16 protein-coding genes are annotated in these 21,720 nt (G+C 51.1%); 11 read left to right on the top strand and 5 right to left on the bottom strand.

Going from position 1 to position 21,720, the window contains the following annotated elements; all coding sequences use genetic code 11:
* The first annotated feature begins 2 nt into the window (after positions 1-2).
* The 5 genes from V3O24_RS12555 (at position 3) to dsbD (ending at position 5,464) form a co-directional block, all read left to right on the top strand.
* The gene (locus tag V3O24_RS12555) at positions 3-1,016 is read left to right on the top strand and encodes a hypothetical protein (RefSeq protein WP_331307484.1); all 1,014 of its coding nucleotides are present in this window, start codon (positions 3-5) and stop codon (positions 1,014-1,016) included.
* Positions 1,000-1,530, top strand: a complete 531-nt coding sequence (locus V3O24_RS12550; RefSeq protein ID WP_331307483.1) for a nitrous oxide reductase accessory protein NosL — start codon at positions 1,000-1,002, stop codon at positions 1,528-1,530. The genes V3O24_RS12555 and V3O24_RS12550 overlap by 17 nt, the downstream gene beginning before the upstream one ends.
* On the top strand, positions 1,527-2,063 hold the full coding sequence (locus V3O24_RS12545; RefSeq protein ID WP_331307482.1) for a TlpA disulfide reductase family protein: 537 nt from the start codon (positions 1,527-1,529) through the stop codon (positions 2,061-2,063). The genes V3O24_RS12550 and V3O24_RS12545 overlap by 4 nt, the downstream gene beginning before the upstream one ends.
* Positions 2,047-3,450, top strand: coding sequence for a nitrous oxide reductase accessory protein NosL (locus tag V3O24_RS12540; protein WP_331307481.1), 1,404 nt, complete (start codon positions 2,047-2,049; stop codon positions 3,448-3,450). The genes V3O24_RS12545 and V3O24_RS12540 overlap by 17 nt, the downstream gene beginning before the upstream one ends.
* 253 nt (positions 3,451-3,703) lie before the next feature.
* On the top strand, positions 3,704-5,464 hold the full coding sequence (gene dsbD, locus V3O24_RS12535; protein ID WP_331307480.1) for a protein-disulfide reductase DsbD: 1,761 nt from the start codon (positions 3,704-3,706) through the stop codon (positions 5,462-5,464).
* A 118-nt stretch (positions 5,465-5,582) separates the two neighbouring features.
* On the opposite strand, the gene V3O24_RS12530 is transcribed toward dsbD, so the two are convergent.
* The 3 genes from V3O24_RS12530 to V3O24_RS12520 form a co-directional block, all read right to left on the bottom strand.
* The gene (locus tag V3O24_RS12530; RefSeq protein WP_104424383.1) at positions 5,583-5,786 is read right to left on the bottom strand and encodes a hypothetical protein; all 204 of its coding nucleotides are present in this window, start codon (positions 5,784-5,786) and stop codon (positions 5,583-5,585) included.
* Positions 5,787-6,093: 307 nt separating this feature from the next.
* Positions 6,094-6,990 carry a (2E,6E)-farnesyl diphosphate synthase gene (ispA, locus tag V3O24_RS12525; protein ID WP_331307478.1) on the bottom strand — a complete coding sequence of 299 codons (897 nt, stop codon included), beginning with the start codon at positions 6,988-6,990 and terminating at the stop codon, positions 6,094-6,096.
* Positions 6,983-7,216: an exodeoxyribonuclease VII small subunit gene (locus V3O24_RS12520; RefSeq protein WP_104424381.1), complete on the bottom strand. Its 234-nt coding sequence runs from the start codon at positions 7,214-7,216 to the stop codon at positions 6,983-6,985. Before V3O24_RS12520 ends, ispA begins: the two co-directional genes overlap by 8 nt.
* 83 nt (positions 7,217-7,299) lie before the next feature.
* On the opposite strand from V3O24_RS12520, the gene parE reads away from it, so the two are divergent.
* From parE to V3O24_RS12490, 6 genes are all read left to right on the top strand, one after another.
* Positions 7,300-9,192: a DNA topoisomerase IV subunit B gene (parE, locus tag V3O24_RS12515; RefSeq protein WP_331307477.1), complete on the top strand. Its 1,893-nt coding sequence runs from the start codon at positions 7,300-7,302 to the stop codon at positions 9,190-9,192.
* Positions 9,193-9,381: 189 nt separating this feature from the next.
* Positions 9,382-10,332 (top strand): arsenosugar biosynthesis radical SAM (seleno)protein ArsS, encoded by a 951-nt coding sequence (gene arsS, locus V3O24_RS12510; RefSeq protein ID WP_331307520.1) that lies wholly within the window; start codon positions 9,382-9,384, stop codon positions 10,330-10,332.
* A 162-nt stretch (positions 10,333-10,494) separates the two neighbouring features.
* Positions 10,495-11,601 (top strand): methyltransferase domain-containing protein, encoded by a 1,107-nt coding sequence (locus tag V3O24_RS12505; protein WP_331307476.1) that lies wholly within the window; start codon positions 10,495-10,497, stop codon positions 11,599-11,601.
* Between the two features lie 30 nt (positions 11,602-11,631).
* A complete protein-coding gene (gene uvrC / locus V3O24_RS12500; protein ID WP_331307475.1) occupies positions 11,632-13,473 on the top strand; it encodes an excinuclease ABC subunit UvrC in 1,842 nt (613 codons plus the stop codon).
* Positions 13,463-14,023, top strand: coding sequence for a CDP-diacylglycerol--glycerol-3-phosphate 3-phosphatidyltransferase (gene pgsA / locus V3O24_RS12495; RefSeq protein ID WP_331307474.1), 561 nt, complete (start codon positions 13,463-13,465; stop codon positions 14,021-14,023). The genes uvrC and pgsA overlap by 11 nt, the downstream gene beginning before the upstream one ends.
* Positions 14,024-14,104: 81 nt before the next feature.
* Positions 14,105-14,704 carry a TetR/AcrR family transcriptional regulator gene (locus tag V3O24_RS12490; protein ID WP_331307473.1) on the top strand — a complete coding sequence of 200 codons (600 nt, stop codon included), beginning with the start codon at positions 14,105-14,107 and terminating at the stop codon, positions 14,702-14,704.
* Between the two features lie 412 nt (positions 14,705-15,116).
* Here V3O24_RS12490 and V3O24_RS12485 read toward each other — a convergent pair whose 3' ends face one another.
* Both V3O24_RS12485 and gltB read right to left on the bottom strand, forming a co-directional pair.
* The gene (locus V3O24_RS12485) at positions 15,117-16,559 is read right to left on the bottom strand and encodes a glutamate synthase subunit beta (RefSeq protein ID WP_331307471.1); all 1,443 of its coding nucleotides are present in this window, start codon (positions 16,557-16,559) and stop codon (positions 15,117-15,119) included.
* 212 nt (positions 16,560-16,771) lie between these two features.
* The gene (gene gltB / locus V3O24_RS12480) at positions 16,772-21,391 is read right to left on the bottom strand and encodes a glutamate synthase large subunit (RefSeq protein ID WP_331307470.1); all 4,620 of its coding nucleotides are present in this window, start codon (positions 21,389-21,391) and stop codon (positions 16,772-16,774) included.
* Between the last annotated feature and the right edge of the window lie 329 nt (positions 21,392-21,720).

Below are 21,720 nucleotides of genomic sequence, written 5' to 3'. Positions count from 1 at the left end.
TTGTGATTCTGCATCCCACTGTTATCGCCAATCTGCTGGCCGCCTATATAGGCAGCGGTATGGTTTTGTATGCGGTGTTTTACGGCGTGCAAATCCTAAGACATTGGGATATACAGAGCGGCCACGAATTGCAGTTGGTGCTGGAGCGCAAAACCTACCTGATTTCGACGCTGCTCTCGTATGTTTTCGGCCTGCAACTGCTGTCGCTGTTTTTGTACATATTTACCGCCGACAGCCTGACCCCGCTGTTCGTCGGCGCAATGTGCGCCGCCGGCACCTTAAACGTCGACGGTTTCGGCTATCCGACGCTGGTGCTGAAGATTTTCAGCTTTATTCTGGCGGGCCTCTGGCTGGTTTTGAATTATGCCGATAACCAGGGTTACGATTATCCGCTGATCAAGAAGAAATACCTGCTGCTGGCGTTCATCGCGCCCTTTATTATCCTGGAGACGATACTGGAAAGCGCCTATTTTTTGAACATGGAGGCCGATGTGATTACCTCCTGTTGCGGCAGTTTGTTCAGCAGCGAGCGGGTAACGGGCATAGGTTCTGAAATTGCATCAATGCCTGCATTGCCGATGATGTGGATTTTTTACAGCGCCATGTCGGGTACGCTGCTTTGCGGGATTTTTTTCTATTTAAAAGGTTTAGGCGGCTATCTGTATGCCGCGTTGAGTCTGCTGATGTTTCTCGTCTCGCTGGTTTCCATCGTATCTTTCATCTCGCTGTACATCTATGAACTGCCGACCCATCACTGTCCGTTCTGCATCATCATGGAAGACTACAGCTATATCGGCTACCTGCTTTATATGCTGTTGTTCGGCGCAGTGGTGTCGGGTCTCGGCGTCGGCGCGCTGCTTCCCTTTCGGCAGGTGGAAAGCCTGCAAGCCATGCTCGGCGGGTTCATCCGCAAACTGGCTCTGGCTTCCGTCGTTTTATATGCCGCGTTTACCGCGCTGGTCAGTTATGAAATCGTTTCCTCAAGTTTGGTGATTGCCTATGAAGTTGTCTATTAAATCGGTTCCTGCACGCCCTAAGCCGGGAACGGGGATATATCCCAAAATAATGCTGGGGCTGTTTCTGCTGTTCAGTATCAACATCAGCTATGGCGACGAACCTACGGTTACGATCAAAAAAACCGACCGCTGTCCGGTATGCGGCATGTTTGTCTACAAGTACCCGAAATGGGTAGCCCAAATCATGTTCACGGACGGTTCTTACTATTTTTACGACGGCGCGAAAGATATGTTCAAGCATATCTTCGACACAGCAAAATATACGCCCGGAAAAGCGGCGGAAAACATCAATGATATTTACGTTACCGATTATTACGAAGTGGAGTTGATCGATGCCAAATCGGCCTTTTATGTGCTCGGTTCGGATGTATTGGGTCCGATGGGGCATGAATTGCTGCCGTTCAAGGATAGGGAAGCGGCCCAGGAATTCCTGGAGGATCATAAAGGCAAATCCATCATCCGCTTTCAGGAGGTAACCCCCGCCGTTATCGAATCGTTGGATCGCAGGACATGAGCATGATCAACCCGGTGAAACTACTGCTGCTGGCCCTGCTGATCGCTACGGCGCTCGGCGGCTGCAATAAGCGGGCAGGCTTGCAGATCGGCGATGTTATCCCTGATGTCACGCTGACCGACTTTCAGGGGAAATCGGTGTCCTTGCCTAAAGACATTAAAGGCAAAATCGCGCTGCTGCGCTTTTGGGGTGTCGATTGTTGTTTTTGCGACAAAGAGATTCTGTTGTCGCTGGAACCTCTTTACCAAAAGTACAAAGACCGGGAATTTATGCCGGTAGCCATTAATGAAAGCCGAACCGACAAAACCGACGAGCGACTCAAAAAATTCGCTCACCTGACCTATCCGATGCTGATCGATGAATACGGATTGGTGGCCAAACAGTTCGGCGTCATCGGCTTGCCGACCACTTTCATTATCGACGAGGAGGGTATTGTCCGGGACAAGATCACCGGGGAAGCCGGCATCGAAGAATTTGAAAAACGCTTTACAACCATTCTGAATAAAGGAGTTTTTTATGAAAACGGTCATTAAAACAGCGTTCATACTGGTGTTAATCCAGTTTACATTGCTGTCGGCCTCTGTATCGGCCGAAGAGGCGCACAAGCGTGAAAGTTGCCGGGTTTGCGGCATGTGGATCGATGAATATCAGAAGAGCGCCGCCGAACTGGTCTACAAGGACGGCAAGAAGGAATATACCTGCGGCGTCGCCTGTATGCTGAGGGAAGTTGAGGATGCCGGCGGCATATCCGCATTTGAGTCGGTAAAAGTGCATGATTGGGTTTCAGGCGAGTTGGTGGATGCGCAAACGGCTACTTATGTGCTCGGCAGTAAGGTGATTCCCGATATGGTGCCCAACTACATTGCTTTCGCCAAGCGCGAGGAGGCCGAAGCGTTTGCCGCCAAGGAAGGCGGCGAACTGATCGATTTTAACATTGCCTACGATGATGTTTCGCCGGTAGGCACAACCGCACCGTTTCGTATCCGTACCGCGGTGACGCCGGGTAAAGGGAACTTCAGCGTCGGCATGGTCTACGGTTATACTCAAAAAGACCAGCTTAAGATTGGCTCCAATGGTGAAGACCCGAATAATTATATTCGCAGCAACAGGGCTCAGCCGAAAACTCCGAAAGAAATGCAGGTGCAGCAACAAGCCTTGACGGTGAATTACTCGCCGACCGACAATCTCGCGCTGTTCATGAACGCACCCTGGTTTGAAAAAAGGATGCATACTCTGCTGCAACCTACAGCAGGAACATTTGGGGAAACGGTCGATAACACCAACGGACTCGGCGACATTAGTCTCGAAGGGCGCTACAACTTATGGCGCAGCACCCGCTGGGATCAGTTCGCCACCGTCCTGCTCGGCACCAGCTTGCCTACCGGTCAATTCAATGCCGCTCGTGATGCCGCGACCGGCTTGATTTCCCAAGCGCCGGGGCTGCAACTCGGCAAAGGTACCGCGACTTTCACGGGTGGGATGCTCTATTCCCAACGCTGGAAGGATTTCTGGTTACACGCTACAGCCCTTTATAATGTCAACCCGGAAAATAGCGACAATTTTGAATTCGGCGACGTTGCTACAGCCGGCCTGGCCTTGCATTACACGCCAAACTACGACTGGATGATCGGTATCGAAATGGATGCCAGCTACACAGATAAAAATAAAGATCGGGGCAGCAAGATCGGCAATTCAGGAGGTACGTCCACCAATCTGGCGTTCGTTTCCGACTACCGGTTCCTGAATGCCTTTGGCGGCAACTTCAAGTTGCGGGGATCGGTCGGTTTACCGATTTACGAGGACCTAAATTCCCAGAAGGCGACAAACGCCAGAGGACAGTACCAGCAGGTGCAGCTGGGTGACGGCTTCTTCGGTAACCTTTCCGTTATTTGGACCTTCCGGGCCGCCCCGGATTATTGACCATCGGCCACTTTCAGCGGTTAGAAAAATAGGACATCCTAGAATTATTCACCACGAAGACACGAAGAGCACGAAGAAAAAATATAAACTTCGTGTCCTTCGTGTCTCGGCAATTGCTTCTGTATTACTCTACCTCCTGCATCCATGCAAGTCGTTCGTGGTGAAAAATAGACCGGGCAGATTCTTCACTGGACATCGCCTTACAACATTGAATTTCCCCTGCTTTCAATCTAACTCGTTGGAGAGCTTGCTTATGGTTAAACCTGCAACCTTAAAATTACTATTTTGCCTGATATTCTGCTTTGCCGGTCAGGCGTTCGCTGTCGACTCGGCGGATTTATTGCCGGCCGAGCAAGCTTTTCAACTCACATCCAAGGTGAAAAAAGAGGACAGGCTGGTGCTGTCCTGGGACATTGCGAACGGTTATTACCTGTATCGCAACAAATTCAAATTTGTCTCGCTGACTCCCGATATAAAAGTGGGAGAACAGATATTTCCACCAGGCCATACCAAACAGGATAAATTCTTCGGTGACGTGGAAATTTTCCGGGATCATTTAGAGGTAGAAGTCACTCTTCAGCGGCAGGACCCAAAACAGGACAAGCTGGTATTGGAGGTCACTTTCCAGGGCTGTGCGGATGCAGGCGTTTGTTATATGCCCGTTCAACAAACCGTTTCTTTCGATTTGGCGGATGAAAGTTTCCATTGGTGGGGAATGACTTCCGGTTCCGATAATTTAGCTCCGTTTATCTCGGAACAGGACAGTATCGCCGCCTCGCTGGCGGACAGATCGTTGTGGCTGATTATCCTGAGTTTCCTCGGATTTGGTTTGTTGCTGGCGTTTACGCCGTGCGTGTTTCCAATGATTCCGATTCTTTCCGGTATCATCGTCGGTCAGGGGGCGCGACTGACGACGCGAAGTGCCTTTGTGCTGTCTCTGGCTTATGTATTTGCTTCAGCTGTGACTTATACGATTTTCGGCGTATTAGCGGGACTTTTCGGCAGCAACCTGCAAGCTTTTTTCCAGGAGCCTTGGGCCATTATTGCGTTCAGCGGGATTTTTGTTTTGTTGGCCTGTTCGATGTTTGGAGTTTTTCATCTGCAAATGCCTGCCTTTGTTCAATCAAGAATCGTGACTATCAGCGCCAAGCAACGGGGCGGAAATCTGTTGGGTGCGGCGGTTATGGGTATGCTTTCGGCATTGGCTGTCGGGCCATGCATTACGGCGCCGTTAGCGGGTGCGCTGATTTACATCGGACAAACCGGCGACGCGATGTTGGGAGGATTGGCGCTGTTCTCATTGGGGATAGGTATGGGGCTGCCGCTGCTTATTATCGGGACTTCCGCCGGAAAACTGTTACCCAAAACCGGTGTCTGGATGAATGTCACGAAAGCTGTTTTTGGGGTAGGGCTGTTGGCCGTCGCGATCTGGCTATTGGGACGTGTCATGCCGGAGGTGGTTACCCAATCGCTTTGGCTGGCTCTGCTGATTATTCCGCTGATGTATCTGGGTTGGAAGAAGCTCTGGAAAGGCGCCGGGCTGGTGGTATTGACATACGCGATCTTTTTGCTGGTAGGGATTGCCACGCATCGGCAACGCGACGCCATGCAGCTTTTATGTGTTGCGGCAATCGTCTGCGCAGAGCAGCCGAAGCTCCCGTTTCAACAGATCAAATCAGCCGACGAGTTGCAGCAAATGCTGGCTGAAGCTCATGCGCAAGGGCGTTGGGTCATGCTGGATTTTTATGCCGACTGGTGCGCCTTATGCAAGGAAATGGAGCTTTATACGTTTTCCAATCCCAAGGTTAAGGAAACTTTATCGTCTGTTGTGTTGGTACAGGCTGATGTTACGCAAAACTTACAGACCGATCAGGCGTTGCTGAAAAAATTTAATCTGCCCGGCCCGCCTGCGATACTTTTTTTCGGACCTGATCAGCGAGAACGCGAGTCATACCGGGTTATCGGCTATATGGAAGCTGAAAAATTTCTAGCCCAGCTTGGTATTATCAGATAAATCGGCTGCCAGCATCCCGGTAGCGGCAGGGTTGTTGTATCCGCTTTGATCGTAGTCGCCAACGCCAACCCTTTGCGCCGGACAAAACTTGCCGAGCGCAAAGGAATTAGAGCTTGGCTTAAGCATAACGCCGGACATACTCGCGAACGAATAGCCGCATCGGCGCGTTGCGTAGTTGATATTGTTGGTAAGCCTGATCAGCATCCACCGGCGTGATATGGGCATATACCCCAAATCCGGTTTTCGCGGCAAATTCATCACTTAAAATTTCGATAAACATTGTCCAGGATGAATCTACTGTATTTGTGTTTTGCGTTGTCATGGTCGTACTCCTAAAAAATAGCTAAACTAAATTCATTATGCACTAAGCAAAAAAAATGCCGTTTTCAAAATATTTTTGTAATACATTGCACTAGCGTATCTTAATGCGTTGCTTTTTGGGAGGGATGACAATAAACCGGCAACTCCTTTCCCTTAACTTGTTATCGGCAGTTAGGTTTTTTTTAAAGAGATGCAGAAAATTTATTAGGCGGGACTTGATAATTAATAAACACGAAGATAAGAAGGACACGAAGTTTTTAATGTACTGAATATTGTCTTCGTGTCTTCGTGGTGAAAATCCTTTAGTTCTAGTGATCCCGTTGAATAATATACAGCGATAAGTCGCGTAATAAATCGGCTTCGCTGCCAAAAATACTCAGGTTGTCCAGCGCTAGTTCATGCAGCTCCTGCGCTTTTTGTTTGGCTCCGTCCATGCCTAAAAGAGCAGGGTAGGTGGGTTTGTTGTTGTCCTTGTCTTTGCCCTGGGTTTTGCCCAAGGTCGCAGTGTCGCTTTCCTCGTCGAGTATGTCGTCCTTAACCTGGAACGATAAGCCTATGCACTTGGCATAATTATCCAGTTTCTTGGCAACATCGGGGTCTATATCGGCTTTAGCCAACGTCGCCATATTGACGCTGGCTCGGATCAATGCGCCGGTTTTATGGATATGCATGTTTTCCAGTTCAGGCAGGGTCAGGCTGGTGCCTACGGATTGCAGATCGATCGCCTGACCGCCGACCATGCCTTGAGAGCCGCTGGCTTTGGTTAAAACGCTGATCATTTTCAACCGGTTTTCGGCAGTTGCGGTGATGCTGGGATCATTGGCCAGTGTTTCAAAAGCCAAAGCCTGCAAGGCGTCGCCGGTTAAGATAGCGGTCGCTTCATCGAAAGCCACATGGCAGGTGGCTTTGCCGCGTCTGAGATCGTCATCGTCCATCGCAGGCAGATCGTCATGGATCAAAGAATAAACGTGTATGAATTCAACCGCGCAAGCCGGGCCATCCAATGCTTCCGGGGCAATGCCCAGGGTTTTGCCGGTGCAATAGGTCAGCATCGGGCGCATCCGCTTGCCGCCATCCAATGTACTGTAGCGCATTGCCTGGTGCAGTTTTTGCGGCAGTATGTTTTCGCCGGGAAGACGGGCGTCCAAAGCTCTTTCTACACGGTTTTGACAAAAATCAAGATATTCTTTTAACGCATTACTCATCGGTAAAGGGCTCCAGGGTTTGAGTGCCGTTTTTTTCAATCAGGATTTGAACTTTCTGTTCGGCCTCTTGCAGGGCTTTTTGACAGGTGCGGGTCAGGTTAACGCCGCGCTCAAATGACTTTAACGATTCTTCCAGCGAAATATCGCCTTGTTCAAGCTGGTTAACCAACTGCTCAAGTTCGGCGAGTGAATCTTCGAATAAAGTCGGGGTTTTCTTTTTCGGCATGAGATAAAAATATGTTTAATGATACGATGTATAGCTGAACCTTTGCATTATATATGAAATTGAATTTTGAGTGATTAGGAAGTATGAGTAACGAATATAACGCGGCGGCAATCGAAGTTTTAAGCGGCCTGGAGCCGGTGCGGAAGCGCCCCGGCATGTACACGGACACCACAAGGCCTAACCATTTGGTGCAGGAAGTCGTCGATAACAGCGTCGATGAGGCGATGGCGGGTCATGCGACGAGTATCGATGTGGTCTTGTATAAGGACGGCTCGGTACTGGTCAGCGATAATGGCCGGGGGATGCCGGTCGATATTCATCCCGAGCAGGGTATTCCCGGCGTCGAGGTGATTTTGACCCAGCTGCATGCGGGCGGAAAATTCTCCAATAAGAACTACCAGTTCTCCGGCGGCTTACATGGCGTCGGCGTCTCTGTCGTCAACGCCTTGTCGGCAAAGCTGGAAATAGAAGTCAAAAGGAACGGCAAGATTTATCAAATGGAATATGCCGACGGCGAAAAACAAACCGAACTGACCGAGACCGGTACGGTCGGCAAGAATAATACCGGCACGACCGTCCGGTTCTGGCCGAATGAAAAATATTTCGATTCCAATAAGGTATCGGTCTTAAAGCTTAAGCACGTGTTGCGCGCCAAGGCGGTTTTATGTCCGGGCTTAAAAATATCCTTAAAAATCGATCAAACCGATGAAGAGTATTTTTGGTGTTATCAGGACGGCCTGAAGGAATATTTGCTCGACCGCATCGGCGATATTGACTATAGCCCGGAACAGCCGTTTATGGGCAGCATGGCCGCTAATCATGAAGCCGTCGAATGGGGCATCGTTTGGGCGATTGAAAATCCGGCGGAAGTACTGGCCGAAAGTTACGTTAATCTGGTGCCGACCGCGCAAGGCGGAACCCATGTCAACGGCTTGCGCGCAGGTCTGACCGAAGCGATGCGCGAGTTTTGCGACATCAGGAATATCCTGCCGCGCGGCGTTAAAGTCGCGCCGGAAGATGTCTGGGAAAACTGCCATTTTGTGTTGTCGGTAAAACTGGAAGATCCGCAGTTTTCCGGGCAAACCAAGGAACGACTCAGCTCCCGCGAATGCGTGGCGTTTGTGTCCGGCGTGGCGAAAGACAGTTTTAGTTTATGGCTGAACCAGAATCCTGCCGAAGGCGAGAAAATCGCCGAAATCATTATTTCCAGCGCGCAAAAGCGGCTGCGCTCCAATAAAAAAATCATCCGCAAAAAAATCACTTCAGGTCCCGCATTGCCGGGCAAACTGGCCGACTGTTCGGCGCAGGATATAGCCCGTACCGAATTGTTCCTGGTCGAAGGAGACTCGGCCGGCGGTTCGGCAAAACAGGCGCGGGAACGTGATTTTCAGGCGATCATGCCGTTGCGCGGCAAGATTTTGAACACCTGGGAAGTTGAATCGAACCAGGTGATGGCGTCGCAGGAAGTCCATGATATTGCTGTGGCTTTAGGCATAGAGCCGGGATCTTCGGATTTGCAGAACCTGCGCTACGGCAAGGTGTGCATCCTGGCCGATGCCGATTCTGACGGCAACCATATCGCGACTTTGATCTGCGCATTGTTTTACCAACATTTCAAATCGCTGGTGGAAGCCGGGCATGTCTTTGTCGCGATGCCGCCGTTGTACCGGATCGATGTCGGCAAAAGGGTGTTTTATGCACTGGACGAAGCCGAAAGATTGGGCGTGCTGGATCGGATCGCCGCTGAAAAACTCAAAGGCCAGATCAACGTACAGCGGTTTAAAGGCTTGGGCGAGATGAACCCCAGCCAGCTTCGGGAAACCACGATGAATCCCGATACCCGCAGGCTGGTGCAGTTAACGGTAACCGAAGGCGATGACACCAACGGCCGGCTGGATTTATTGCTGGCTAAAAAGCGCTCGCAAGACCGGAAAGTTTGGCTGGAAACCAAGGGGAATTTGGCGGATATAGCTTGATGTAAGGCTTGTATAAATGCACCACGAAGACACGAAGGACACGAAGTTTTATTTCTTCGTGTCTCGGCAACTGCTCCATGCGTTGCTCTACCTTCTGCATAACCCACAGGGATGTGGGGAATGCAGATATTGCAGGAGCAAATATCTGTCCATGTCGTTCGAGGTGAAAATCTCTTACAGGATTTTAATGTGATCGATTCGCTACCCTATCTGAAAGACTCCGATTTTCCTGCTATTACGCGCAACAAATTGGAAATTCTGCAAGTCAACTTAGGTTATTTATGTAACCTGAGTTGCAGCCATTGCCACGTCAATGCCGGGCCTAAACGCACCGAGTTAATGGATAAAGCCACCATCGAGCAGGTCCTGGCTTTTATCGATAAGCATGCGCTGCATACGCTGGACTTAACCGGCGGAGCGCCGGAAATGAATCCGCATTTTCGCTATCTGGTGACCCAGGCACGGGATCGAGGTTTAAAGGTTATCGACCGTTGCAATCTGGTTATCCTGTTGGAAAAAGGGTTTGAGGACATGGCTGGTTTCCTGGCGGAAAACCAAGTTGAAATCGTTGCATCATTGCCGTGTTATCTTAAAGAAAACGTCGATAAACAGCGCGGCAAAGGCACGTTCAATGCCAGCATCAAGGCTTTGCAACTGCTGAACGAACTGGGTTACGGTAAAGCCGATACAGGACTGCACTTAAACCTGGTTTTCAATCCGCAAGGCGCAACCTTGCCGCCTGAACAGCAGGCGTTAGAGCTTGCTTACACACAACATCTGAACGAGCATTACGGCATCGTGTTTGATCATTTGTTTGCGATGACCAACTTGCCGATACAACGTTTTGGCGGCGTTTTGCTCAGCACCGGCCGGTTTGATGAGTATATGCAGTTGCTCAAGAATAATTTTCATGCGCCCAATCTGGATAAGCTTATGTGCAAGAATACCTTGAGCGTGGATTGGCAAGGCTTTGTTTATGATTGCGACTTTAATCAAATGCTGCAACTTCCGTTAGGCGGTAAGCAAAAAACACACCTGGCTCAGGTGGCGGAATTAACAGGTAAAACCATTGCTACAATGCAACATTGTTATGGCTGCACGGCAGGGCAAGGCAGCAGTTGCGGGGGCGCAATCAACTAATTTTATAAGGTATTTTTTTTACCACGAACGACTGCATGGATGCAGGAGGTAGAGCAATGCAGGAGCAATTGCCGAGACACGGAGAGCACGAAGAAAAAAACATAAAACTTCGTGTCCTTCGTGTCTTCGTGGTGAAAGCTTTTTCTAACCATTGGAGGCCACATGACTATAGAAACCGGAGTTTTAGAGCGTTATTCGCAAGGCGCGGAATCGATACAAGCGGACTTATGTTGCCCGGTCGATTATGACCGCAAGTTGCTGGCCTTACTGCCGCAGGAAATTATCGACAAGGATTACGGCTGCGGCGATCCGTCCCGCTATGTGCAAAGCGGCGATGTGGTGCTGGATTTGGGCTCGGGATCGGGCAAAATCTGCTACATGGCCGCGCAATTGGTAGGCAGCACCGGCAAGGTTATCGGTGTCGATATGAATGACGACATGCTCGCGCTGGCCAGAAAATATCAGCCGGAAATGGCTGAAAAACTAGGCTCGGATCGGGTGGAGTTTGTGAAGGGGCAGATTCAGGATTTGGCCCTGGATTTGGCCGCGATGAACCGGCATTTGGCCGAACACCCGGTACACCGCGCCGAAGACGTGATTGCCTTGCGCGCCTGGCAGGAACAACAGCGTAAAGAGCAGCCGTTAATCAAGGACAACAGCGTCGATTTGGTGGTGTCCAATTGCGTGCTGAACCTGGTGCATGACAGCGACAAGGGGCAGTTGATCCGGGAAATCTTCCGGGTTGTCAAGCCGGGCGGGCGCGTTGCTATTTCCGATATCGTCAGCGACGAGCCGGTGCCGCAGCATTTAAAAGATCTGTGGAGCGGCTGTATTTCGGGCGCTTTGCAGGAGCATGAGTTTTTGCAGGCTTTTATAGCCGCAGGTTTTGTTGCGGTCGGCTTCGATAAATGGGAGGGCCAACCCTGGCAGGTGGTTGAAGGCATCGAATTTCGAGCCGTGACTATTACCGCAATAAAACCCCATGATGAACCGTGTCTGGATAAAGGCCATGCGGTGATTTACCGGGGGCCTTTTGCGAAGGTCTATGATGACGAAGGCCATGTTTTCATGCGCGGCCAGCGAATCGCGGTGTGCGAGCGCAGTTATAACTTACTGACCGGCGCCGCTTATGCCGACCAGTTTATCGGCATCGCTCCGGCACAGGAAAAAACGCCGCAAAACTGGTGTCATGCGCCGGGTGCGTTAAGACCCGTTTCAGAAACCAAAGGCTCGGCGCATAAAGCGGATAGCGGGCCTTGTTGCTGTTAAAATCCACGCACAATGTTACTAGGATAAAGTGTGAGCCCCGAGTTACCAGAAAACAGTTTTGACGTAAAAGCGTTTTTAAAAAACCTGACCACTCGCCCCGGCATTTACAAGATGCTGAATGATCGGGGCGAGATTATTTATATCGGTAAGGCCAAGAATCTTAAAAACCGCGTTTCCAGTTATTTTAAAAAGCAAACCGCCGGGGCCAAGCAACAGGCGATGGTCGCCAAGATTGCGAATATTGAAGTCACGGTCACACATACCGAGGGCGAGGCGTTATTGCTGGAATGCCAGCAGATCAAGCGCCATAAACCCCGCTACAATATCTGCTTGAGGGACGACAAATCCTATCCCTATATCTTTCTGTCCAGCGAGCATGATTTCCCCCAGATCACGCTGCATCGCGGCGCAAAAAAACGTAAGGGCAAGTATTTCGGCCCTTATCCGGGCATCGGTGCGATCAGGGAAAGTCTCAAGCTGCTGCAACGGATTTTTCCGATCAGGCAGTGCGATGATTCCATCTACAACAACCGTTCCCGGCCCTGTTTGCAGCACCAGATAGAGCGCTGCACTGCGCCGTGCGTCGGCCTGATCGACAAGGCCGCCTATGCGCAGGATGTTGACAGCACGGTGCTGTTTCTGGAAGGCAAGGGCGGCCTGCTGATCGACCGGTTGATTGCCAAGATGGAGCAGGCGGCGGCTAATCTTGAATATGAGCAGGCCGCAGGTTTCAGGGATCAGATCTTGAAATTGCGCTCGGTGCTGGAAAAGCACTTTGTTCACGGCGAGCGCGGCGATGTCGATATTATCGCCTGCGCGACCAAGGCCGGTGTGGCCTGCGTACAGGTGTTCTTTATCCGTAACGGCCAGCATTTGGGTAACAAGGTGTTCTTTCCCAAGATAACCGACGAGCACGATCCGGCGGCTATCGTTCAGGCGTTTATTCCACAATATTATCTGGATAAACAGGCGCCTCATGAATTGATCGTCAGCCATCAGCCGGAAGAAGCCGAATTGTTGATGGAGGTGCTGGCGGCCCAGGCAAAGCATGTGGTGGCTATTGCCCACAACGTCAGGGGCGAGCGCTTGAAATGGCTGCAAATGGCCTGCACCAACGCCGAAAATTCGTTGCTGAGCAAGTTGTCCGATAAACAGGGGCTTTATGCCCGGTTCCTCAGTTTGCAGGAAGAATTGGGTTGCAAGGAACTGCCGAAACGTCTGGAATGCTTTGACATCAGTCATACCCAAGGCGATCAAACGGTTGCCTCCTGCGTTGTTTTCGATCGTGAGGGGCCGGTAAAATCGGCTTATCGCCGGTTTAATATCGAAGGCATCACCGGCGGCGATGATTATGCGGCCATACATCAGGCGGTGTTCAGGCGTTTTAAACGATTGAAACAAGGCGAACATACCGCACCGGATATATTGCTGATCGACGGCGGCAAAGGCCAGGTGCATGAAGCGCAAAAGGCACTGGCGGAATTAGACATAAACAATGTTATGATAGTCGGCGTTTCCAAGGGGCCGGACAGGAAACCCGGCATGGAGAAGCTGATACTGGTGGATCAGGATCAGCCGATAGATATAAAACCGGGAGCCAGCGGTTTGTTGTTGATTCAGCATATACGCGATGAAGCGCACCGGTTTGCGATAACAGGACACAGGCAGCGCCGGGGCAAGGCCAAAAAACAATCGTCTATGGAAGCGATTCCGGGATTGGGGCCTAAACGGCGGCAGATTTTATTGAAACAATTTGGGGGGCTGCAAGGTATTTCACAGGCTGGCGTGGATGCACTTTGCAGTGTGGACGGCATAAGCCGTCAACTGGCGCAACGGATTTACGAACTATTTCATCATCAAGATGACCATTGAATTTAACTTACCGACCAATCTGACGCTGTTAAGGATCGGGTTGATTCCGCTGATAACAGTGGTTTTCTACCTGCCTTGGGAATATTCGAATCTCGCCTGTACGCTGATTTTTATTATTGCGGGTTTTACCGACTGGTTGGACGGCTATCTTGCCAGAAAAATGAGCCTGGAAACGCCTTTTGGAGCTTTCTTGGATCCGGTTGCGGATAAATTGATGGTGGCTATGGTTTTGGTGCTGATCGTCCAGCAACAGGGCAGTCCGTATCTGGCTGTTCCTGCCGCGGTTATTATCGGCAGGGAAATAACGATTGCATCGCTACGGGAATGGATGGCGGAGATCGGCCAGAGGGCGAAGGTTAAGGTTTCTCAATTGGGTAAATGGAAAACCACCGCACAAATGCTGGCGATCGGCATGTTGTTATATCGCGAGGATATTCTGGGCTTGCCCGTTAATTATTGCGGCTACGGTTTGTTGTATGTTGCGGCCATATTGACCTTATGGTCGATGGTTAATTACTTAAGGGCGGCACTGGCGGTGTTGTCCAAATAAAATGGGGTCTATGGCTTATAGACCGCTTGGCTTTTTACTAACACATAATACAGCGCATTGAATCAGCTGTTAAAGAAGAACATGGATCAGGAAATAGAAGACATTCAGACAAAATCTGAAGTGCAGGATGAAATATTGCTGGCGGCATTGCAATTGTTTACCGGAAAAGGTTATTTCAATACATCGCTAATCGATATTAAAGAGGCGGCCGGCCTAGAAGATGTCGGCACAATCTATCGGCACTTCAAGAGCAAACAAATAATTGCCGCGCAGTTACGGGCGAATATTCTCGACAGTTTAAACATCTCTATCGATGACATAAGGCGCAAGAATGAAAAGCCATCCGAGCAATTGCGAAGCATAGTCGACTTATTATTCAGGTTAACCGACGAAGCGCCGGATGTGATGCGGTTTCTGTTGATTGTAAAAACCGATGAATTTTTACCGGAAGCGAAGCCGTTGCACGAAGCCGCCGCCTTTATAAAAATCATCAGGATCATTGAGGCAGGCATCAAGACGGGAGAACTTCGTAATATCACCCCTCAGCTAGGCTATGCTCATTTCTTCGGTATTATTGATAATACCCTGCGACTGGTGTTGACCGGTTTTTTTGACCGGAAAGCCGATTTTTATCAATCTCAAGCTTGGCTTGCGGCCTGGAATACCATCGTTAAAAAGTGATGTCTTGGGTCAGGCATTAAGTGCATTCATTTGGGACTGCGCTTTGCTTGTCTGTTATTGGCATTAAAACCGATTGCATGCCACTGGTTTCTTGTGGAAGCTTGTTTATTCCGCTTGGAGGAAAATCATGGGCGACGTGGTTCCATTTAAACGACCCAAACCATCTCAGCTGCATAAGGGCAATACCCTATGCAGCAGCGGCTTTCATAAATGGGAAGTCTTAAACGAAAAGCAGTTTGATGTGAAACAGGGTAAGTTGATCACTGTTTATCAATGTAAACGGTGCGGAAAGAGGAAATCAAAAGCGCTTTAGAACGTTTTTATCTTGAGGAGGATATGCTTGTGCGCATCTTCGATCTAAGAATGCGCACAGTTTTGTGTTCAAAGGGCGGCTAAAGCCGCCCTAACAGCATTATCTCGGCAGTTCCGATGTGCCCATCAGGAACTCATCGACCGCTCGGGCGGCTTGCCTGCCTTCGCGTATCGCCCAGACCACCAGCGATTGACCGCGCCGTCCATCTCCGGCGGCAAACACTTTGTCGACCGAAGTACGGTATTGTTTATCGGTGGCTTTGATGTTATTGCGCTCAAGTTCAACGCCCAGCTCTTTTAGCAAGCCTTCGTGTACCGGGTGAACAAAGCCCATCGCTAAAAACACGATGTCCGCTTCCAGCGTGAATGCGCTATCCGGCTTCTCGCTCATTTTCCATTGTCCGCCTTCTTGCTTCCATTCCACTTCAACCGCGTTCAAGTGGGTTATTTTGCCGTCTTTGCCGGTAACGCTTTGGGTGTTGACGCTAAAGTAACGCTTTTTGATGCCTTCATCGTGCGAAGACGTGGTGCGCAACTTGTTGGGCCACAGCGGCCAAGTCAGCAATTTGTTCTCTTTTTCAGGCGGTTGCGGCAGGATTTCGAGTTGCACCACGGATGCTGCGCCTTGGCGGATTGACGTGCCTATGCAATCGGAACCGGTATCGCCGCCGCCGATCACGACGACATGTTTGTCGGTCGCGGTAATCGCATCCTCTTCGGCTATGGCGTCGCCCGCGTTGCGCTTGTTTTGCTGGCGCAAAAAGTCCATCGCATAATAAACGCCTTTATAGTCGTTACGTCCGGGAACTTCCAGGTCGCGCGGCTTTTCAGAACCTACCGCTAAAACCACGGCATCGTATTCGGCGAGCAGTTTTTGCGCGGAAATGTCTTTGCCGATATGGCTGTTGGGCCTGAAGCTGACGCCTTCCGCCTGCATTTGCGCAATGCGCCGGTCAATCAAGTGCTTTTCCATCTTGAAGTCGGGAATGCCGTAGCGTAACAGGCCGCCGATACGGTCATTCTTCTCATAGACCGTGACTTCGTGTCCGGCGCGCGCCAGCTGCTGGGCGCAGGCCAATCCTGAAGGCCCCGAACCTATTACCGCAACGCGCTTGCCGGTGCGAAGTTCCGGGATTTGCGGTTTTACCCAGCCCATTTCCCAGCCTTTGTCGATAATCGCGCATTCTATCGATTTAATGGTCACCGGCTGATCTTGCAGATTGAGTGTGCAGGCCGCTTCGCAGGGCGCAGGACAAATGCGTCCGGTAAACTCGGGGAAATTGTTGGTGCTGTGTAAAACATCCAGCGCCTGCTGCCAATCGCCTCGATAAACACCGTCATTCCAATCCGGGATGATGTTATTGACAGGGCAGCCGTTATGGCAAAAAGGGATGCCGCAATCCATGCATCTTGAGCCCTGTTCAGCGACTTCGGAATCGCTGGGGGATAGCGTAAATTCATGATAATGCTGGATACGATCACTAGGAGAGGCGTAATGCCGCTCTGTGCGTGGTAGTTCCATAAACCCGGTTGGTTTACCCATCTTTAATACCTTCTACTTAAATAGTGTGGCTACTAACTTAACATGATACGTTTAAGGTTAAGCCGTTCGTGGCGAGATCTTCGACTGCGCTCAGGAGAGGCTTATCGAACCATGAACGGTTTAACCGTTCGCCCTTAGACAGGTTTAGGGCAAGCGGTTAAGCCTTGAGTTGTTTTTGCGTTAAGTTGGTAGCGCCAATAGTGTCGTAACGATTATGCCGCCGCGGTAGCTTGTTCCGCCTGAATTTGTTTGAGCGCTTCTCGGTAATCGACCGGCATGACTTTAACAAAGCGAGGCAAGTAATCTTGCCAGTTATCCAAAATGTGCTGAGCTCTTGCACTGTCGGTATAACGCTTATGGTTTTCAATCAAATGCTTTAAACGCTGCGCATCATGCCGGGTCATATCGGACATAATGTTGACGCGTCCATGTGTTTCCATGTCGCCGCCCTGATGTGCGATAGCTTCCAGCGTGTCGTCTTCCTCCGGGATTGGTTCGAGTTCAACCATCGCCAGATTGCAACGCTTTTCGAAGCTGCGGTCTTCATCCAGCACATAAGCCACGCCACCGGACATGCCCGCCGCAAAATTGCGCCCGGTTTGTCCGAGTACGACGACTACGCCGCCGGTCATGTATTCGCAGCCATGATCGCCGACGCCCTCTACAACCGCCATGGCGCCCGAATTGCGCACCGCAAAACGCTCGCCGGCAACGCCGCTGAAATAGCATTCGCCGCTGATCGCGCCGTACAACACGGTGTTGCCGACGATAATGTTTTCCGCCGGCGTAATCGGGCAGTCCTTAGGTTGGCGTATGGCGATACGCCCGCCGCTCATGCCTTTGCCTACATAGTCGTTGCCTTCGCCTTCAAGATCGATGCTGATGCCTTGCGCCAAAAACGCGCCGAAACTTTGGCCTGCGGTGCCTTTGACGTGAATCGCAATGGTGTCGTCAGGCAAGCCTTTATGGCCATAACGTTTGGCCACTTCACCGGATAACATCGCGCCGAAAGTACGGTTAATATTGTGGATCGGCGTATTGATAACCACCGGTTGCGCGTTTTCCAGCGCAGGTTTGGCCGCTGCAATCAAGGTGTGATCCAGTGCTTGTTCCAGGCCGTGATCTTGGCTTTCGTGGTTATAAATAGCCGTTGAACCGTCAACTTCGGGTCTGTAGAAAACCCGGCTGAAATCCAGCCCCTGGGTTTTCCAATGGTTCAGCGAACGCTGCATGTCAAGCATGTCAGAGCGTCCGATCATTTCATTGATGTTACGGAAGCCGAGTTTCGCCATCCATTGACGCACATCTTCCGCGACCATGAAGAAGTAATTGACCACATGCTCGGGTTGTCCGGTAAAGCGTTTGCGCAGTTCGGGGTCTTGCGTCGCTACGCCGACCGGGCAGGTGTTCAAATGGCATTTGCGCATCATCAAACAACCCGACACGATCAACGGCGCCGTGGCGAAGCCGAATTCGTCCGCGCCTAATAATGCGCCTATGACGACATCGCGTCCGGTGCGTAGGCCGCCGTCGACCTGTACGGCGATACGTCCGCGCAGTTTGTTCAATACCAATGTTTGATGGGTTTCGGCAAGGCCGATTTCCCACGGCAAACCGGCGTGTTTGATCGAAGTCATCGGGCTGGCGCCGGTGCCGCCGTCATAGCCGGAAATGGTCACATGATCGGCATGGGCTTTGGAAACGCCCGCTGCCACAGTACCGACACCGTGCTCGGATACCAGCTTGACGCTGATCCGGGCTTCGGGGTTGACATTTTTCAAGTCATGGATCAGCTGGGCCAAATCCTCAATCGAATAAATATCATGGTGCGGCGGCGGCGAAATCAAGCCTACACCGCGTGTCGAATGACGGACTCTGGCGATAACCGCGTCGACTTTATGGCCGGGCAGCTGTCCGCCTTCGCCGGGTTTTGCCCCTTGGCTGATCTTGATTTGAATGTCGTCGGCATTAACCAGGTATTCAGTGGTCACGCCGAAACGGCCGGAAGCGACTTGTTTGATTGCCGAGCGCATTGAATCGCCGTTGGGCAAGGTCTGGAAGCGCTCCGGGAGTTCTCCGCCTTCGCCGGTATTGGATTTGCCGCCGATGCGGTTCATCGCAATAGCCAGATTGGTATGTGCTTCGTAGGAGATTGAACCGAACGACATTGCGCCGGTTGCGAAACGTTTGACGATTTCCGCAGCAGGTTCCACTTCGTCCAACGGCACCGGCGTAGCGCTTTCCTTGAACGACATTAAGCCGCGCAAGGTCAACAAGGCTTCGTTTTGCTCATCAATCAGGCGACAGAATTCGGCATATTTTTCATAGCTGTTGCTGCGTGTTGCGTGTTGCAAGGTGCTGATGGTCGCAGGCGTCCAGGTATGCGCTTCGCCGCGTACCCGGTATGCGTATTCTCCGCCAATATCCAGCGCGTCGCGGTATAACGGCGCATTGCTGAATGCAATACGGTGGCGGCGAGTGGTTTCTTCGCTGATTTCAGCTAAACCGGCGCCTTCAACGGTGCTGGTTGTGCCGGTGAAGTAACGATCCAGGAAAGGTTCCGACAAACCGATTGCATTAAATATTTGCGCGCCGCAATAAGACTGGTATGTCGAAATGCCCATTTTGGACATGACTTTAAGCAGGCCTTTGGAGATCGCCTTGATATAACGCTTGTGCGCTTCATATTCGCTGAGGTCGCTGATCTCTTGGCATAGCCCTGAAATCGTGTCGAACGCCAGGTAAGGGTTGACCGCTTCCGCGCCGTAAGCCGCCAGCAGCGCAAAATGATGGACTTCGCGCGCTTCGCCGGTTTCGACAACCAGGCCGACTTTGGTACGCAAACCTTCGCGAGTCAGGTAGTGATGTACGGCCGATGTTGCGAGCAGGGCGGGTATCGCGATGTGCGCAATATCCAGATCGCGGTCGGACAGCGCCAGGATGTTATTGCCTTCTTCAACCGCCTGTTTCGCAGCAAGGCATAGCTTGTCTATCGCCGCTTCCATGCCGCCGGCTCCCAAGTCGGAAGGATAGCAAAGCGTCAGGGTTTTGGTTTTGAATGCGCCGCCGGTGCGTGTTTCGATACGGCGAATTTTTTCCAGATCCTGATTGGATAAAATAGGTTGTTCCACTTCCAGGCGCATGTGAGTGCCGCCTTCGTCCAGGCCCAACAAATTGGGGCGCGGGCCGATCAGTGAAACCAGGGACATGACCAATTCTTCGCGGATTGGGTCTATGGCCGGATTGGTGACTTGGGCAAAGCCTTGCTTGAAATAATCGTACAGCATGCGCGAACGTTGCGATAACACCGCTAGCGCGGCGTCGATCCCCATTGAGCTGATCGGCTCCTGGCCGGTTTGCGCAATCGGTTTCAGGATGAACTCGATGTCTTCGCGGGTATAACCGAATGCTTGTTGCCGATCCAAAAGGGTATGCGCGTCCGGTGCCATGGCTGAAACTTCGGGCGGCAGTTCGGCGAGCAGGATTTGTGTCTTGGTCAGCCATTCAGCGTAAGGGTGGAGCGATGCCAAATTAGCTTTCAGTTCCGCGTCATCGATGATGCGGCCCTGCTCGGTGTCGATCAGCAGCATTTTGCCCGGTTGCAAACGCCATTTTTTGATGATTTTGTGTTGGGGAACTTCCAATACGCCCATTTCCGACGCCATAATGACGAAATCGTCATCGGTGACCAGATAGCGGGCAGGGCGCAAGCCGTTGCGATCCAAGGTCGCGCCGATTTGGCGGCCGTCGGTAAAAGCGATGGCGGCGGGGCCGTCCCAAGGCTCCATCAGGGCGGCGTTATATTCGTAAAACGCGCGCAGTTTTTCATCCATCAGGACGTTGCCGGCCCAGGCTTCGGGAATCAGCAGCATCATCGCGTGGGCCATTGAATAGCCGCCTGCGACTAATAATTCAAGCGCATTGTCGAAGCAGGCTGAATCCGATTGTGCTTCGTCGATTAAAGGCCACAGTTTGTGCATGTCGTCGCCCAATACTTTGGACGCAATAGAATGGCGACGCGCCGCCATGCCGTTAACATTGCCGCGCAAAGTGTTGATTTCGCCGTTATGGGCTATCAGGCGGAAAGGATGCGCTAAATCCCAGGTTGGGAAAGTGTTGGTTGAAAAGCGCTGATGAACCAATGCCAGGGCGCTGACCATGCTTTCATCGCTTAAGTCGGCGTAGAATGATCCGACCTGGTCTGCCAGCAGCATGCCTTTGTATACGATGGTGCGTGACGATAAGGATGGGATATAAAACGCATGACCGCCATCCAGCTTCAAATCACGGACGGCGTTTTCGACTTGCTTGCGGATTACAAACAGCTTGCGCTCGAACGCATCCTGGTCTGCGCAATCTTCGCCACGGCCAATAAAAATCTGCCGGATAAACGGCTCGACCAGTTTGACCGACTCGCCCAGTGTGCGGTTATCGACAGGTACATCGCGCCAACCCAACAGTACGGCTTTTTCCCGCGCAATAATGTCGGTTAATAATTTTTCGCAAGTCGCTCGATTGGCTGCGTCACGCGGCAAAAACACCATGCCGGCGGCATAATCGCCTGCGGCCGGGAGGGATATGTCTAATTTGCCGCATTCTGCGCGCAAGAAAGCATCGGGCATTTGAATCAAAATGCCTGCGCCGTCGCCTGCATATATGTCAGCACCGACCGCGCCACGGTGGGTCAGGTTTTTAAGCAGTTCTAAACCCTGACGTACGATTTCATGGCTTTTTTGACCCTTTATATGAACGATAAAACCCACGCCGCATGCATCATGTTCGTGGCGCGGATCATATAAACCCTGTCTGGCGGGTAGCGTACTTTGACTCATTGTTACCTCTAAAAAATATTACAAAAGGGTTGCTAATCTGTAATTCAAGAACCCTCGTTCCGCGCTCGTTCTGATGCGTATATCAGAGGCGGCGATACGGCAAAACCAAGTAATTATACGGATTGCAGGCGATTCTGTCACGCAGTCTTTTGTTGTGTACGCCTGTAATTAGTTGATATGTGGTTCATAGTCGCAAAGTTGGTTGTGGTTTTTGTCATGTTGCTTGTGATAGATGTGGTATCTTTCCGCTTTGGTTTTGATGGCTGATTGTTTCCATTGAATATCTCTTCGATTTTTGCAAGCGAACTGTGCTTTTTAGGGTATTGCAA

It is taken from the genome of Methylobacter sp. Wu8, assembly GCF_036440755.1.
Classification (GTDB): Bacteria; Pseudomonadota; Gammaproteobacteria; order Methylococcales; family Methylomonadaceae; genus Methylobacter_A; species Methylobacter_A tundripaludum_A.
This window is presented reverse-complemented; position numbering and strand designations above follow the sequence as displayed.

What these genes read in the sequence shown, in the direction of transcription:
- V3O24_RS12485 (WP_331307471.1), bottom strand. Translation starts at nt 16,559, where the DNA reads ATGGGTAAACCAACCGGGTTTATGGAACTACCACGCACAGAGCGGCAT.
- V3O24_RS12540 (WP_331307481.1), top strand. Translation starts at nt 2,047, where the DNA reads ATGAAAACGGTCATTAAAACAGCGTTCATACTGGTGTTAATCCAGTTT.
- parE (WP_331307477.1), top strand. Translation starts at nt 7,300, where the DNA reads ATGAGTAACGAATATAACGCGGCGGCAATCGAAGTTTTAAGCGGCCTG.
- pgsA (WP_331307474.1), top strand. Translation starts at nt 13,463, where the DNA reads ATGACCATTGAATTTAACTTACCGACCAATCTGACGCTGTTAAGGATC.
- V3O24_RS12490 (WP_331307473.1), top strand. Translation starts at nt 14,105, where the DNA reads ATGGATCAGGAAATAGAAGACATTCAGACAAAATCTGAAGTGCAGGAT.
- gltB (WP_331307470.1), bottom strand. Translation starts at nt 21,391, where the DNA reads ATGAGTCAAAGTACGCTACCCGCCAGACAGGGTTTATATGATCCGCGC.
- V3O24_RS12545 (WP_331307482.1), top strand. Translation starts at nt 1,527, where the DNA reads ATGAGCATGATCAACCCGGTGAAACTACTGCTGCTGGCCCTGCTGATC.
- dsbD (WP_331307480.1), top strand. Translation starts at nt 3,704, where the DNA reads ATGGTTAAACCTGCAACCTTAAAATTACTATTTTGCCTGATATTCTGC.
- ispA (WP_331307478.1), bottom strand. Translation starts at nt 6,990, where the DNA reads ATGAGTAATGCGTTAAAAGAATATCTTGATTTTTGTCAAAACCGTGTA.
- V3O24_RS12505 (WP_331307476.1), top strand. Translation starts at nt 10,495, where the DNA reads ATGACTATAGAAACCGGAGTTTTAGAGCGTTATTCGCAAGGCGCGGAA.
- V3O24_RS12530 (WP_104424383.1), bottom strand. Translation starts at nt 5,786, where the DNA reads ATGACAACGCAAAACACAAATACAGTAGATTCATCCTGGACAATGTTT.
- V3O24_RS12520 (WP_104424381.1), bottom strand. Translation starts at nt 7,216, where the DNA reads ATGCCGAAAAAGAAAACCCCGACTTTATTCGAAGATTCACTCGCCGAA.
- V3O24_RS12550 (WP_331307483.1), top strand. Translation starts at nt 1,000, where the DNA reads ATGAAGTTGTCTATTAAATCGGTTCCTGCACGCCCTAAGCCGGGAACG.